At 35.8% G+C, this 16582-nt stretch carries 12 protein-coding genes and 1 CRISPR repeat array; all 12 genes read left to right on the top strand.

All coding sequences use genetic code 11. The annotated features are described in order from the left end of the window. Window positions 1–4: 4 nt before the first annotated feature. The 12 genes from cas1 (at window position 5) to AC1QSP_RS01685 (ending at window position 16570) form a co-directional block, all read left to right on the top strand. The gene (cas1, locus tag AC1QSP_RS01630; RefSeq protein ID WP_484079487.1) at window positions 5–895 is read left to right on the top strand and encodes a type II CRISPR-associated endonuclease Cas1; all 891 of its coding nucleotides are present in this window, start codon (window positions 5–7) and stop codon (window positions 893–895) included. Then, window positions 892–1230 (top strand): CRISPR-associated endonuclease Cas2, encoded by a 339-nt coding sequence (gene cas2 / locus AC1QSP_RS01635; RefSeq protein ID WP_484079488.1) that lies wholly within the window; start codon window positions 892–894, stop codon window positions 1228–1230. The genes cas1 and cas2 overlap by 4 nt, the downstream gene beginning before the upstream one ends. A 110-nt stretch (window positions 1231–1340) precedes the next feature. Then, window positions 1341–6008: a CRISPR direct-repeat array (repeat unit 47 nt; unit sequence GTTGTAATTGCTTCAGTAAAAATACCGAAATGAAAGGAATTCACAAC). A 1066-nt stretch (window positions 6009–7074) separates the two neighbouring features. Further along, window positions 7075–7473: an NAD(P)-binding protein gene (locus tag AC1QSP_RS01640; RefSeq protein WP_484079489.1), complete on the top strand. Its 399-nt coding sequence runs from the start codon at window positions 7075–7077 to the stop codon at window positions 7471–7473. Continuing rightward, window positions 7412–7909, top strand: coding sequence for an FAD-dependent oxidoreductase (locus AC1QSP_RS01645; RefSeq protein ID WP_484080376.1), 498 nt, complete (start codon window positions 7412–7414; stop codon window positions 7907–7909). Before AC1QSP_RS01640 ends, AC1QSP_RS01645 begins: the two co-directional genes overlap by 62 nt. 2 nt (window positions 7910–7911) lie before the next feature. Beyond that, the gene (locus tag AC1QSP_RS01650) at window positions 7912–8061 is read left to right on the top strand and encodes a hypothetical protein (protein ID WP_484079490.1); all 150 of its coding nucleotides are present in this window, start codon (window positions 7912–7914) and stop codon (window positions 8059–8061) included. Between the two features lie 39 nt (window positions 8062–8100). After that, entirely contained in the window at window positions 8101–10296 is a 2196-nt protein-coding gene (locus tag AC1QSP_RS01655; protein WP_484079491.1) for a B12-binding domain-containing radical SAM protein, read from the top strand. Between the two features lie 823 nt (window positions 10297–11119). Beyond that, window positions 11120–12277, top strand: a complete 1158-nt coding sequence (locus AC1QSP_RS01660; RefSeq protein WP_484079492.1) for a homogentisate 1,2-dioxygenase — start codon at window positions 11120–11122, stop codon at window positions 12275–12277. Between the two features lie 293 nt (window positions 12278–12570). Beyond that, on the top strand, window positions 12571–13701 hold the full coding sequence (hppD, locus tag AC1QSP_RS01665; RefSeq protein WP_322970153.1) for a 4-hydroxyphenylpyruvate dioxygenase: 1131 nt from the start codon (window positions 12571–12573) through the stop codon (window positions 13699–13701). 150 nt (window positions 13702–13851) lie between these two features. Next, window positions 13852–15000, top strand: coding sequence for a hypothetical protein (locus AC1QSP_RS01670; protein WP_484079493.1), 1149 nt, complete (start codon window positions 13852–13854; stop codon window positions 14998–15000). A 42-nt stretch (window positions 15001–15042) separates the two neighbouring features. Further along, window positions 15043–15417 carry a hypothetical protein gene (locus tag AC1QSP_RS01675; protein WP_484079494.1) on the top strand — a complete coding sequence of 125 codons (375 nt, stop codon included), beginning with the start codon at window positions 15043–15045 and terminating at the stop codon, window positions 15415–15417. Further along, window positions 15414–16148 carry a CsgE family curli-type amyloid fiber assembly protein gene (locus AC1QSP_RS01680; RefSeq protein WP_484079495.1) on the top strand — a complete coding sequence of 245 codons (735 nt, stop codon included), beginning with the start codon at window positions 15414–15416 and terminating at the stop codon, window positions 16146–16148. The genes AC1QSP_RS01675 and AC1QSP_RS01680 overlap by 4 nt, the downstream gene beginning before the upstream one ends. Before the next feature lie 11 nt (window positions 16149–16159). Continuing rightward, window positions 16160–16570 carry a curli assembly protein CsgF gene (locus AC1QSP_RS01685; protein ID WP_484079496.1) on the top strand — a complete coding sequence of 137 codons (411 nt, stop codon included), beginning with the start codon at window positions 16160–16162 and terminating at the stop codon, window positions 16568–16570. Window positions 16571–16582 lie beyond the last annotated feature (12 nt).

Raw genomic sequence — 16582 nt, forward strand, 5'->3', positions numbered from 1 at the left:
AACTATGCTAAAACGTACCATTTACATTGGTACTCCTACTTCCTTAAAATTAAAAGACAATCAACTCATCATAGGAGATCCTTTAACCCAACAGGTTAAAGGCTCAGTTCCTATGGAAGATATGGCAGTTTTGGTCCTCGATCATTATCAAATTACCCTTTCTCATCAAGCCATGGTATTGCTCCAACAACACAATGTCGCCATTATCAGTTGCGATCAATCCCATTTGCCGCTTGGTTTAATGTTACCACTGAATGGACACGTGACCCATTCCGAAAGAGTCAAACTTCAAATCAACTGCTCAGAACCGTTAAAGAAGCAACTCTGGAAACAAACCGTAGAAGCCAAAATCTACCAACAAAAAGCCTTATTGGATAAATTAGGAAAAGTGTCGACTTCCATGGTAAAATACTTCAACAATGTCAAATCTGGAGACACCACTAACATGGAGGGGATCGCCGCTCAATATTATTGGAAACAATTGTTTGAAGATTTCACCAGAGAACGATACGGAGATGCACCGAACAATTTTTTAAATTTTGGATATGCCATACTAAGAAGCATGGTGGCACGTGCATTAGTTTCATCGGGACTAAATCCGACCATCGGAATTTTTCACCGCAACAAGTACAATGCGTATTGTTTAGCCGATGATATCATGGAACCTTACCGTCCTTATGTGGATGAAATGGTATTGGAATGGATCAATAAGCCTTTCCAACCCACAGAATTAACGAAAGAATCAAAAGCTTTTTTATTAGCCATCGCAACCAAAGATGTCGTAATGGATGGATTAACACGCCCACTAATGGTAGCCATTAGTTCGACCACCAGTTCACTGGTAAAATGCTTAAGCGGAGAACAACGTTTAATTCGTTATCCGGAATTGAGATGAGTTTTTCACGATATAACGCATATAGAATCATGTGGGTATTAGTATTTTTCGATTTACCAACCGAAACCAAAAAACAGCGCAGTCAAGCCACACGCTTCCGCAAAGAACTTTTAGATGATGGATTCAATATGTTTCAATTCTCCATCTATCTCAGACATTGTCCCAGCAAAGAGAATGCGGAAGTCCACATCAAAAGAGTCAAAAAAGCTTTACCCCAATACGGTAAAGTGGGGATACTATGCATCACCGATAAACAATTTGGGATGATGGAAATATTTTTTGCAAAATTAGAAGCGGATTTGCCCAAAGGACCTCAACAATTGGAACTTTTTTAGAAATGAAAAAAACCGATAAGTAGCTTTAATAAATCTCTTATCGGTTTTATTTTTTTAATCCTAATCCTTGGTCCAAATCCCTTTATCAGAAAGGCTTCATCAAAGATGAGGTTGTAATTGCTTCAGTAAAAATACCGAAATGAAAGGAATTCACAACGATTGAAGAGAGGATAATAGATGGCCTGCTGTTGTAATTGCTTCAGTAAAAATACCGAAATGAAAGGAATTCACAACGTTACGTTTCGCATAATAACTTTAGTGCAGGTTGTAATTGCTTCAGTAAAAATACCGAAATGAAAGGAATTCACAACGGTTTAAATGATGACTTTAAGAAGTTGTTAGTTGTAATTGCTTCAGTAAAAATACCGAAATGAAAGGAATTCACAACCGTTTTAAAACTTTTAAAAGTTCACCTTTTGTTGTAATTGCTTCAGTAAAAATACCGAAATGAAAGGAATTCACAACTGGGTAAGACCAGAGAATAGATTGTTGGATGTTGTAATTGCTTCAGTAAAAATACCGAAATGAAAGGAATTCACAACAACGACCGCGATTAATAACGATGATTTATTGTTGTAATTGCTTCAGTAAAAATACCGAAATGAAAGGAATTCACAACGAAGCCAGTTGTTGAAACGGGTTTGTTTGAGTTGTAATTGCTTCAGTAAAAATACCGAAATGAAAGGAATTCACAACTAAATAATGTATAGAACCTGAAGATTTATTGTTGTAATTGCTTCAGTAAAAATACCGAAATGAAAGGAATTCACAACTTTTTTAAAATTTGAATTGCATTTTATCCGGTTGTAATTGCTTCAGTAAAAATACCGAAATGAAAGGAATTCACAACTTAATTTCAGACATAATTTCTTTTTTTAATGTTGTAATTGCTTCAGTAAAAATACCGAAATGAAAGGAATTCACAACCATATCTAATTTAGTAAACCATTCGTATTCGTTGTAATTGCTTCAGTAAAAATACCGAAATGAAAGGAATTCACAACGATTTAGAGCAAAAAATAAAACGCGGTTCTGTTGTAATTGCTTCAGTAAAAATACCGAAATGAAAGGAATTCACAACAACTTCTATTGGCGTTGGGTAAAAGTCTTTGTTGTAATTGCTTCAGTAAAAATACCGAAATGAAAGGAATTCACAACTATATAAAGAAGCACTAAAACCAAAATATTGTTGTAATTGCTTCAGTAAAAATACCGAAATGAAAGGAATTCACAACGAAGTCCAACAGGGTTTAAATCAAAAAACGGTTGTAATTGCTTCAGTAAAAATACCGAAATGAAAGGAATTCACAACGTAAAGGTAATCCACATCTTCCTCTTTATAGTTGTAATTGCTTCAGTAAAAATACCGAAATGAAAGGAATTCACAACGGACATACTGATCAATCTCTATCTTCGTAAGTTGTAATTGCTTCAGTAAAAATACCGAAATGAAAGGAATTCACAACGAGAAATAAAACGTTTACAAGCTGAATTATGTTGTAATTGCTTCAGTAAAAATACCGAAATGAAAGGAATTCACAACGAATATTTAAAATAAAACTTAATGAATCCGGTTGTAATTGCTTCAGTAAAAATACCGAAATGAAAGGAATTCACAACTACAAATCCTAACGCTAAGAACTTTTCATCGTTGTAATTGCTTCAGTAAAAATACCGAAATGAAAGGAATTCACAACTCAAATTCTACCGTAACATTAAACTGGTCCGTTGTAATTGCTTCAGTAAAAATACCGAAATGAAAGGAATTCACAACGTTCATCACGCCACTTTTCAACACATTTTAGTTGTAATTGCTTCAGTAAAAATACCGAAATGAAAGGAATTCACAACAGGTTGAAGATTTTCCTTTAAGTAATGTAAGTTGTAATTGCTTCAGTAAAAATACCGAAATGAAAGGAATTCACAACTGATTTTATGAATTGATCCTTTTTCTCTTGGTTGTAATTGCTTCAGTAAAAATACCGAAATGAAAGGAATTCACAACTCTCAATACTGTCAATGGCTTCACCGACATGTTGTAATTGCTTCAGTAAAAATACCGAAATGAAAGGAATTCACAACAAAATGGACTTTGTTGAAATAAAGAAATTAGTTGTAATTGCTTCAGTAAAAATACCGAAATGAAAGGAATTCACAACACAATTACTTGTGGATTTGATTCGGAACACGTTGTAATTGCTTCAGTAAAAATACCGAAATGAAAGGAATTCACAACGTCGAAAAACCTAAAAAAAATAGAATAGTGGTTGTAATTGCTTCAGTAAAAATACCGAAATGAAAGGAATTCACAACTGAGTTTCTCCATTTCTTTAGTTATAGAAGTTGTAATTGCTTCAGTAAAAATACCGAAATGAAAGGAATTCACAACTTATTTAATGATCGTGTTTGAGTTGTAATAGTTGTAATTGCTTCAGTAAAAATACCGAAATGAAAGGAATTCACAACCAAGTGGAGAGAGTGTCTTAAGCTCATCTTGTTGTAATTGCTTCAGTAAAAATACCGAAATGAAAGGAATTCACAACCGTTCATGGTGGTGTCCCTTGGCTTTTCGCGTTGTAATTGCTTCAGTAAAAATACCGAAATGAAAGGAATTCACAACAATGTCGTAATTTTGCATTTACATGGTGGAGTTGTAATTGCTTCAGTAAAAATACCGAAATGAAAGGAATTCACAACAATCGTTGTTTGAAATTCTAATGTGTTTAAGTTGTAATTGCTTCAGTAAAAATACCGAAATGAAAGGAATTCACAACTGGTTGATCTCAAATTTAACCATCTTATTTGTTGTAATTGCTTCAGTAAAAATACCGAAATGAAAGGAATTCACAACGGTGAATTATACCAAGAAGGTGTTAAGGATGTTGTAATTGCTTCAGTAAAAATACCGAAATGAAAGGAATTCACAACGCTTGAAACATCTGAAAAGGATTATTCGGAGTTGTAATTGCTTCAGTAAAAATACCGAAATGAAAGGAATTCACAACGTATTCTTCCAACAATCGTTTCGCATCCATGTTGTAATTGCTTCAGTAAAAATACCGAAATGAAAGGAATTCACAACGAAACAATGATGAATGAAACGCATTGCGCTGTTGTAATTGCTTCAGTAAAAATACCGAAATGAAAGGAATTCACAACGTTTTTCGATTGGTTGGTAGTGGGTTAATTGTTGTAATTGCTTCAGTAAAAATACCGAAATGAAAGGAATTCACAACAAGGGCCTATATGCTCAATTTGTAGCTTTAGTTGTAATTGCTTCAGTAAAAATACCGAAATGAAAGGAATTCACAACTCGATGCTTCAGTTGAAGAACAAATAAAAGGTTGTAATTGCTTCAGTAAAAATACCGAAATGAAAGGAATTCACAACAATCAACAAAGATTCATCTACAACGATAAAGTTGTAATTGCTTCAGTAAAAATACCGAAATGAAAGGAATTCACAACTACATTGAACTCATTTTGTAATGACGTTCCGTTGTAATTGCTTCAGTAAAAATACCGAAATGAAAGGAATTCACAACATTCACCAAGGCGTTGATACGTCCAAACTTGTTGTAATTGCTTCAGTAAAAATACCGAAATGAAAGGAATTCACAACAGGATCAAACACCAAAACATCTTGCCATATGTTGTAATTGCTTCAGTAAAAATACCGAAATGAAAGGAATTCACAACATGCGCCACCAAACCAAAACCAACCGAAAAGTTGTAATTGCTTCAGTAAAAATACCGAAATGAAAGGAATTCACAAACAGTAAGTCGATTGATTGTAAATGGATATCCGTTGTAATTGCTTCAGTAAAAATACCGAAATGAAAGGAATTCACAACTGGAAATCAATTAGTTGAGTGGGTATGCACGTTGTAATTGCTTCAGTAAAAATACCGAAATGAAAGGAATTCACAACAGTGTCATCTTCGTCTTGTATTTCTTCGAAGTTGTAATTGCTTCAGTAAAAATACCGAAATGAAAGGAATTCACAACGATGAATACATGAAACAATTCCAATCGGAAGTTGTAATTGCTTCAGTAAAAATACCGAAATGAAAGGAATTCACAACTTAGATACTCATTTTAATTATATACCTTAAGTTGTAATTGCTTCAGTAAAAATACCGAAATGAAAGGAATTCACAACTATGATAATGTGCCGTTACGAGCAAAAGATTGTTGTAATTGCTTCAGTAAAAATACCGAAATGAAAGGAATTCACAACTTCTTCTTGGATAAAAAACGTGGAACTCCAGTTGTAATTGCTTCAGTAAAAATACCGAAATGAAAGGAATTCACAACTAGGTTGCACACGTCTAATGGTTGCAATCAGTTGTAATTGCTTCAGTAAAAATACCGAAATGAAAGGAATTCACAACGATGTATATGGTGTAAATAACAATACCTGTGTTGTAATTGCTTCAGTAAAAATACCGAAATGAAAGGAATTCACAACAGGTTCGGTAAACTCAATTGGTTCGAATGAGTTGTAATTGCTTCAGTAAAAATACCGAAATGAAAGGAATTCACAACAAGGGCCTATATGCTCAATTTGTAGCTTTAGTTGTAATTGCTTCAGTAAAAATACCGAAATGAAAGGAATTCACAACTCGATGCTTCAGTTGAAGAACAAATAAAAGGTTGTAATTGCTTCAGTAAAAATACCGAAATGAAAGGAATTCACAACAATCAACAAAGATTCATCTACAACGATAAAGTTGTAATTGCTTCAGTAAAAATACCGAAATGAAAGGAATTCACAACTACATTGAACTCATTTTGTAATGACGTTCCGTTGTAATTGCTTCAGTAAAAATACCGAAATGAACTAAGCGCTAGCGTCTCATCGAATACAAATTAAAATAAAAGCATTATGAGATAAAGGAATTCACAACTAGTTTTTTCCTACTATTAAAGTGTATTTAGTTGTAATTGCTTCAGTGGCAACTACCGAAATGAAATCAATTCACAACTGCGAGATTGACGTCGATGAAGTACTTACAGTTGTAAATACTTGAATAAAAGTACCAAAATGAAATCAATTCACAACCAGTTCCAACGTTAGTACCGTTGTTAACAAGTTGTAAATACTTGAATAAAAGTACCAAAATGAACTAAGCGCAGCGTCTCATCGAATACCAATTTCAAATAATACTTCATGAGATAAATCAATTCACAACTGCTCAATGTATTGAATCACTTCTGGTATAGTTGTAATTGCTTCAGTGGCAACTACCGAAATGAACTAAGCGCTAGCGTCTCATCGAATACAAATTTCAAATAACACATCATGAGATAAAGGAATTCACAACACTCGCGGTCACGAAGTAATGGTAGTGAAAGTTGTAATTGTTTCAGTGGCAACTACCGAAATGAACTAAGCGGAGCGTCTCATCGAATACAAATTAAAATAAAATAAAATATCATGAGATAAAGGAATTCACAACCGTAATGTAATTGTTTGTGGTATAAACTCAGTTGTAATTGTCTCAGTGGTAACTACCGAAATGAACTATGCGCAGCGTCTCATTGAATACAAATTTCAAATAACACATCATGAGATAAATCAATTTATAACAGCAATTCAGATCCTGAAGCAATAAATTCGGTTGTAAATACTTGAATAAAAGTACCAAAATCAATGAAGTGAAACAAATCATCGAATTCTTGATAAATATAATATAAATAAGATCAATCAATTGACAATAGGATACGGAGCAACAAATTTCATTTTGTTTGTCGTTTGAAAAGTGAAGATACAAAAGTTCTTTTAACATTTTGAAATTCGGATAAAGCGAGAGAAGGTTTTATTTTTAGGAAAATCAAACCCATGAATCAAGCATCTTCCTCGAAAAAGAAAACATTTTACATAGTAGACATTGTCGTAATCGGAGCAGGACAAGCCGGTTTATCGGCTGCCTACTATTTGCAAAAATTCGGCATCCAAGCAGGAAAAGGGTTTGTGGTTTTAGACGATGAAAACGGAGCAGGAGGAGCATGGCAACACCGTTGGGACAGTTTGACGTTAGAAAATGTGAACGGAATCAATGATTTACCTGGACTTAGTTTTGAGGAGGCAATGAAAGAAAATCCAGAGGCTATTCGTGCCAATCAAGCTGTTCCAGCCTACTATTGTCAATGCAACAGGGACATGGAAAACACCCAATATTCCCCATTTACCGGGGTCAGAATCATTCAAAGGGCTTCAATTGCATACCAATGCATATAAAAAAGCAGAGGATTTTAGAGGAAAGCACGTCATTGTGGTAGGTGCTGGAATATCAGCCGTACAATTATTGGGCGAATTAGCCAAGGTTACAACGACCACTTGGGTCACGCGACGCCCTCCAGATTTTCGTCCTTACGAATTTAATCCCGAACATGGGCGTGAAGCCGTGGCCATGGTCGATGAACGTGTTCGATTGGGTTTACCGCCCAAATCCGTGGTTTCAGTGACAGGTTTACCCATTACACCTGCGATTGAAGAAATGTTAAACAACGGTATAATGGATCGTTTACCAATGTTTACCGAAATCACAGCAGATGGGGTGAGATGGGAGGATGGCCAAGAAATGAAAGCGGATGTAATCTTTTGGAATACGGGGTTCAAACAAAACATCGACCATTTGAAGGAATTAAATTTAGTCAGTGAAAAGGCGGTGTAGTGATGGCAGGTAAAGCAGCCACACAAGTGCAAAAAGATCCTCGCATTCACTTGACAGGTTATGGTCCTTCCGCTTCAACCATAGGCGCAAATAGAGCAGGAAGAGCGGTTGCGCGTGAAATCATCGCTACTTTAGGGTTGAAGAAAGCATAAATGGGATAATTACCGTATTTTTGCACAAATTCTACATTTTTGAAAACGGATCTTTTATTAATTACTCCTCCTTTTACCCAATTAAACACACCTTATCCAGGTACAGTTTATCTAAAAGGATTTTTAAACCAATTGAACTATACGACATTTCAAGCCGATTTAGGTTTAGATGTTATTTTACAATTGTTCAGTAAAAAGGGTTTAACGGATTTATTTGAATACATCGAAAATTCAGGCATTGCATTAGGTGAAAATAGTTTTCGCATCTACACGTTACGCGAAGATTATATCCATACGATCGATCCGGTGATCCGTTTTCTGCAAGGCAAAAATTCAACGTTAGCCGATGCCATTGTCCAAGATGGGTATCTACCCGAAGCTTCTCGTTTTGCAGAATTAGACGATTTAGAATGGGCGTTTGGGACCATGGCATTCCAAGATAAAGCCAAGCATTTGGCGACGTTGTATTTAGAAGATTTATCCGACTTAATCATCGAAGCCGTAGACGAGAATTTTGGATTCAGTCGATATGCTGAACGTTTAGGACGCTCAGCAAATTCGTTCGATGAGATCTATGCCGAATTGCAAAAAGCTCCTACTTACATCGACCGCATTACATTATCAGAATTAGAAAAATTAATTCAATCGACAAATCCAAAAATGATTGGGTTTTCGGTGCCATTTCCAGGGAATTTATATGCTGCTTTCCGTTGTGCCCAATACATAAAAGCGAATTATCCAGAGATTGTCGTGGATATGGGAGGTGGTTTTCCAAATACGGAATTACGTTCGCTATCCGATCCTCGTGTATTCGAATTTTTCGATTTTATTACGTTGGACGATGGAGAAGCGCCAACGGAACAATTACTTAAATACATTCACCAAGAATGTGATCGTTCAGAATTGAAACGTACGTTTACATTGGTGGAGGGAAAAGTCGAATACATCAATCATCCTTTAATCAAAGACTACAAATTCAGTGAAGTAGGAACGCCAGATTACACCGATTTACATTTGGATCAATACATTTCAGTTATTGAAGTCGTAAATCCAATGCACCGTTTATGGAGTGATGGTCGATGGAATAAATTGACGATGGCACACGGTTGTTATTGGGGAAAATGTACGTTTTGTGACATTTCATTGGATTACATCAAAGTGTACGAACCGATTGCGGCCAAGCAAATCGTGGATAAAATGGAAGAATTAATTGCCACAACCAACAATACGGGATTCCATTTTGTAGATGAAGCGGCACCACCAGCTTTAATGCGTGAGGTAGCTTTAGAGATTCTACGTCGTAAATTAACGGTATCGTGGTGGACCAACATTCGTTTCGAGAAAAGTTTTACACTGGATTTATGTCGTTTATTGAAAGCTTCTGGGTGTATTGCCGTATCCGGTGGATTAGAAGTAGCTTCAGATCGTTTATTACAATTGATTGATAAAGGGGTAACCGTTGATCAAGTAGCGGTCGTGAACCGTAATTTTACCGAAGCGGGTATTATGGTACACGCGTATTTAATGTACGGATTCCCAACACAAACGGAACAAGAAACCATCGATAGTTTAGAAATGGTGCGCCAGATGTTCGAGTTAGGGATTCTTCAATCTGGTTTTTGGCATCAATTTGCGATGACAGCGCACAGCCCCGTGGGTTTAAATCCAGAAGAATACAATGTAATCAACCACAGTACTGAATTGGGATCATTTGCAAACAATGACATGGTGCACGAAGAAAAATCGGGATTGGATCATAGCCAATTTTCGTTCGGTTTAAAGAAATCGTTGTTCAATTACATGCACGGGGTAGGCTTCGAGATTCCATTACACGAATGGTTTGAGATGAAAGTGCCCAAAACGACTGTTCGACCAAATTACATTGAATCGATTTTAAACCAAGAAGTATTTGTAACGCATAAACCAACTCAAAAAGTCGTTTGGTTAGGCGGAATTCCAACGATGGAAATTCGAACTAAAACCAAAAAAGGTAGAATGTTTGAAAATGCAGTTTTAACCTTCCATACCAAGAGTAATTACTTAGAAGTAATGCTGGAAAAAGAAGAAGGTGAATGGTTAATTGATTTCATCAAAGCACTAAAAGAGGCTGAAAAACCTATGACCTACTTAAAGATGAAGCAAAGTTATGAAGAGGCTACACCTACTGATTTTGAAGTCTTCATTTATTCGAAAGCCGCGAATCAAATCAAAGAAGAAGCGTTATTGATCGTCTAAACAAACAACAATTGTCAATCATTCATACTTCTAGCCTACTGAATGGATACTGAAAGGACACACAAACCGCGTTGGAGAGGCCTCACTCATAAGGTATTGAGGGGGTGCAAAGGCGGTAGAAGGCGGCATTGAAGTAGCATAAAGGTAGCATAGAGGCGGCATAGAACATTCCTGAAAGATGGGACGGAAAAAGTAGACATCCGTTGAATGAAAAGAATTGAAGTGGTATAATTCAGATCAACACAAAAATAAAAAGGGGAGACGATATTTCAAAAAAATAAACATCCCCACCAAGAAAGATAGGCGAGTAGATAAGACTCGCCTTTTTTTGTGGTAAGGTGCAAGCTAAACATGCTATTTTCATTTCAATGAGATTTTTCGGTTTCAGGAGAGAACGTCGATGATGAAAGGGAAGCTGATGGTTTTTGGATCGGAAAAGTTAGCGGAACATCAACCCTTTCAAATGCATATAAATTCCCTTATTCTTCATCAATTTTTAGGACTAGCATTCAAATCATAACAGAAATAGTAATCGTGCTGTGCATTTGTCATCAAACTTAGATTTTAAAAGTATTCATAATTGTTTGTGGTGTATTTTGTACAATTCAAATTCTTTGTTATCTTTGAATGAACCACAAAGAATAGTGAATCAAATGAAGGAATTACTAAAACCTTTATTTATAGGAATGAATAAGCTAACCATAGCTTTACTTTCTAAAATCGTTTTTGCACAATACTCATTGTAAGTAGTGCGGTTCGGTGTTATCCAATACCGAGGATTTGACTATTTTCATTTTTTCATCAAAACACAAACAAAAGTTATATGCCACTGTATCACGCTTTGGGAACTTTCCCACAGAAAAGACATACAGTATTTCGAAAACCCAATAGAGAACTCTATGCGGAAGAGCTGGTTTCTACCCACGGATTTTCGAGTACGTATTCCAATGTCTACCATTGTTATCCGCCAACGTTGGTCAAAGAAATCAATGAACCATTTTCTGTTGAACCAAAAATAGCTCGCGCAAAACATCTGAAGCATACCTCATTAAAAGGTTTTCGAGTACAACCTACGGATGATTACATCGCATCTCGAGTTCCTGTATTGGTCAACAATGATTTGCACATATCATTGGCTGCTCCTAAAAAGTCGATGACCGATTACTTCTATAAAAATTCGATGGCGGATGAAGTCATTTTTATCCACGAAGGATCAGGTATTTTAAAAACAGGATATGGACAAATCCCGTTTGAATACGGTGATTATTTAGTGATTCCGCGCGGAATTATCTATCAATTGCATTTCAACGATGAACAGAACCGATTGTTCATTACCGAATCGTTTAGTCCAATCGAAACGCCTCGTCGTTACCGCAATCATTTCGGTCAATTGATGGAACATGCGCCATTCTGTGAACGTGACATTAAACGTCCACAAGATTTAGAAACGCACGACGAACACGGTGATTTTAAAATATTAATCAAGAAAGAAGGCTTAATTTATCCGTATGTATACGGCACACATCCTTTTGATTTCGTGGGTTGGGATGGTTACCACTACCCATGGGCTTTTTCGATTCATAATTTTGAACCCATCACCGGACGTATTCATCAACCACCACCAGTACATCAAACATTCGAAGGTGCAGGATTCGTGATTTGTAGTTTCGTTCCTCGCTTATTTGATTATCATCCGAATGCCATTCCGGCACCGTATAATCATAGTAATGTGGATTCAGATGAAATCTTGTACTATGTGGATGGGGATTTTATGTCGCGTAAATCCGTGGAGAAGGGACAAATTACCTTGCATCCGGCCGGAATTCCACATGGTCCACATCCTGGAACGGTAGAAAAATCCATCGGAGCCAAAGAAACCCACGAATTAGCGGTAATGATTGATCCGTTTCGACCATTGATGTTAACGGAACAAGCGCTAGAATTAGAAGATCCTGATTATTATAAATCATGGTTGTATTAGGTTTGTTCTAAGTTCTAAGTTCTAAGTTCTAAGTTCTAAGTTCTAAGTTCTAAGTTATGAATGATGAATGATGAATTCTAAATCTAACATCTAACATCTAGTATTTAGAATCTATCATATAAGTCCAGCGTGTCATCCTGAACTCGTTTCAGGATCTCATCGTACTAAAACGTACAACGTAAAACGTATAGCATACAACGTATAACATACAACGTAAAACGTACAACGTACAACGTATAACGTAAAACGTACAACGTATAACATACAACGTAAAAAATAACACATTATAAAAAATGAGCACACAAACATTTGCTGAAAAAATCGCACAAGCACAAGACTTTCTTCCGATCAACGGAACAGATTATATCGAATTTTATGTCGGAAATGCCAAACAATCGGCACATTATTATAAAACAGCATTCGGGTTTCAAGAAATTGCCTATGCTGGACCAGAAACAGGCGTTAGAGATCGTGCTTCTTATGTTTTACAACAAGGAAAGATTCGATTAGTATTAACTTCAGGGTTAAAATCAGATTCTCCAATCTGTCAACATGCAATGAAGCATGGAGACGGAGTTAAAGTCTTAGCCCTTTGGGTGGACGATGCATTTGATGCCTTTGAACAAACGACAAAACGTGGGGGTAAAGTCTACTTAGAGCCAACAACAATTTCTGATGAATTTGGGGAAGTGAAAATGGCCGGAATTTACACCTACGGAGAAACGGTTCATATGTTCATCGAACGTAAAAATTACAACGGTCCATTTATGCCAGGGTATGTGAAATCGGAATCGGCTTACCAACCTTCAGATTGTGGATTATTGTATGTCGACCATTGTGTGGGGAATGTAGGATGGAACCGTATGAACGAAGTGGTACAATGGTACCAAGACGTGATGGGGTTTGTGAACATCTTATCGTTTGATGACAAACAAATTAATACCGAATATTCGGCTTTAATGTCGAAGGTGATGAGTAATGGAAATGGTTACTCTAAATTCCCGATTAATGAACCGGCAGAAGGAAAGAAAAAATCGCAAGTAGAAGAATACTTGGATTTCTACGAAGGAGAAGGGGTACAGCACATTGCCGTAGCCACCAAAGACATTGTGAAAACAGTAACGGAATTAAAAGCACGTGGTGTAGAGTTTTTATCGGCTCCACCTGAAGCGTACTACGAAATGATTCCAGAACGTGTCGGACAAATTGATGAAGACATTAAAAAATTACAAGACTTAGGAATTTTGGTGGATTGTGATGAAGAAGGTTATTTATTACAAATCTTTACTAAGCCCGTAGAAGATCGTCCAACGTTGTTCTATGAAATCATCGAGCGACATGGTGCCCAATCGTTTGGTGCTGGAAACTTTAAAGCATTATTCGAAGCATTAGAACGTGAACAAGCCCGAAGAGGAAACTTATAAAATGAAACCCGTTGATTTTCAACGGGTTTTTTATATACCTAATATTAATTAACGGAAATAAGGGGTTGTAATATTTCACTAATTGAGTGATTTCTTTTGAAAAGATAGTATCGTAATTTTGAAAATAACTAATCATTAAAATCACAAATTATGAAAAAGATTACTTTATCACTTCTAGCATTGTTTGCTGCGGGATTTGCCTTTGCTCAGTCAAATGATGATGTTACCATTCAATTGGGGATGGGAAATGAAGCCTACGTTACTCAAATAGGATGGCGCAACGATAATGACATTACCCAAATTGGAATGTCAAATGATGCCTATGTTTTACAGTTAGGCAATCTTAATAAAAATACAACCTTAAGTATTGGGGATAGCAACTTAAGTTTAGTAAGTCAAATTGGAGATGGCAATACGAATTCAACGTATCAATTTGGAAATGCTAATACAGGATGGGTTGATCAACTCGGAACATCCAACCAATCAACACAATTACAGGTTGGAAATAGAAATCTAGGTTATGTCGACCAAGATGGCTGGATGAATGTTTCTGCTCAAGTACAACTTGGAAACGCTAACCAGGCTTACGCACTTCAAAATGGAATTTTAAATATTTCTACTCAATACCAAGATGGAAATGTAAATTATGCTTTAGCTGATCAAGAAGGAATTTTAAATATTTCTACTCAAACACAGTTAGGAGACCAAAACACTGCAATTGCTTCTCAAACTGGAATCTTAAACCAATCGGCACAATATCAAGATGGAAATTGGAACGAGGCTTATGTAGAACAATTAGGATTATTCAATACTTCAGAACAGACACAAATTGGTGGAGGAAATAATGCCTATGCACTACAAATCGGGATTAATAATTCTTCAAGACAAGAGCAATATGGAAGTCTGAACGAAGCATATGCTTTCCAATTGGGATATAATAATACTTCATCGCAATTACAAGCAGGTTGGTTGAATGATGCCTATGCTACACAAGTCGGGAATAATAATACGTCAACTCAGGCTCAATTAGGAAATTTCAATTTTGCCTATGTGAATCAAGATGGATCTTATAATTCCGCTTTACAACTTCAATTAGGAGACAGCAATACGGCTTATATTCATCAAGATGGAAGCTATAATGGGGCGACTCAATTGCAATTTGGGTATAGTAATACAGCAATTGATTTACAGTATGGTTATGTGAATCAATCCACAGTTATGCAGTTAGGAGCGAATCATTCACATTTCGGATTACAAGCTGGAGCACTAAATACTATGGTGGTTTATCAATCAAATTAATCGTATAGAGGGAATATTATTCCCTCTTTTTAAACGTTTATTATGAAATATTTACTCATTTGTTTTATTTCATTTTTAGGTTTGGCACAAGATTTTAATGCGCTAAATTCAACTACAGTTTTGGATTATTTTTCAGCCCAACAATCCTTTTTACCCCAGTCCTCTACCATTGTTCAGATGGGGAATTCGAATGAAGTATGGATCAATTCTGGTTATGATTTTATGAAAATTAATCAAATCGGGCATTTCAATGAACTACGTGTTCATCATGAATCATATAAAAGTTCTAGTCTTCAAATTCAAATGATCGGACAGTCCAATGAAATTCAGATTTTTGGGATGAACGGAATGAGTCGTCAAATGAGCATTGACATCATAGGAAATGATCGTAAAATTTACATGACCAATAGCCGATGAGATGCATAACTTTTATTTTAATTCTCTTCATCGGTTGTAAAGTCTACGCTCAATCCTCGATTGAAGCTAAAATTGACTATTCGCAAGCTGAAAACCGGATCGTACTAAAATCATTTGCAAAAAGCACAGATGATGTCTTCTATGATTTGAATTATTTGTTCATTGCCATAAAACAAAATGAAAATAAAACCTTGTCCAATCATCAGCAACAAGGAAAAGTGATTATCAATCCATATGAGCAACAATTCTTGTCTGAAATCCGAATCAATTTGAATGGGAATGATGAACTCAAAGCCTATTTATTTCTTCGCGATGATGATAAGAATATACTTTATGCCAAAGATTCGATTCATTTAAAACACGATGGTCAAGATATAGTATTCCATAAAAATGAGAATCATTTAAAATCCATTCCTCGTGACGAGTTTGTATTAATGGGGGTTATTATTGATGAAACCAAAACAAAAGGAGGTAAAGATTTTTTTGATTTGTTCTATTCCTTGAATCAATTGCGTAATGAACAATTTCCTTTTATTACGACCATCAGTGAATTGCCTGAATTTGGACGAACTTCATTTATTCAAATTCAAGACCGCGATAAAATTTTATACAAATTTCGAGTGGTGCCCAACGAAGACTATCTGAATCAGCAAGCTGAAATTGTATTTAAAATTTTAAATCAATACCGAAGTGAACAAAATCTTTTACAACGTGAATTAAATGCCCCTTAAATGAAATATGTATGAAAATAACCGTATCAATTGTCCTGTTTTTTGGATTTGGATGGATTAATCTTTACGCACAACAACTGGTCTATAAACCAATAAATCCTTCTTTTGGAGGGGATACGTTCAATTACCAATGGTTGCTTAGTTCGGCAGATGCCCAAAATCCATATAAGAATAATTCTTATCCTGATTTTAAACCGACAACTGCGATTGGAAGTTTTGAAGATACACTCAACCGACAATTACTCAATCAGATTTCAAGAGGACTCTTTGGATCTGATTATGAAAACGCACAAATGGAACCTGGTGTTTATAATCTGGGAACCATGAATATTAAAATTACAGAATATTTTGGTGGGGTTAATATCCATATCATTGATATCAAAACAGGAGAGCAAACCAATATTAATCTTCCCAATACCTAACAAAATCAATTA

Source organism: Faecalibacter sp., assembly GCF_057177045.1.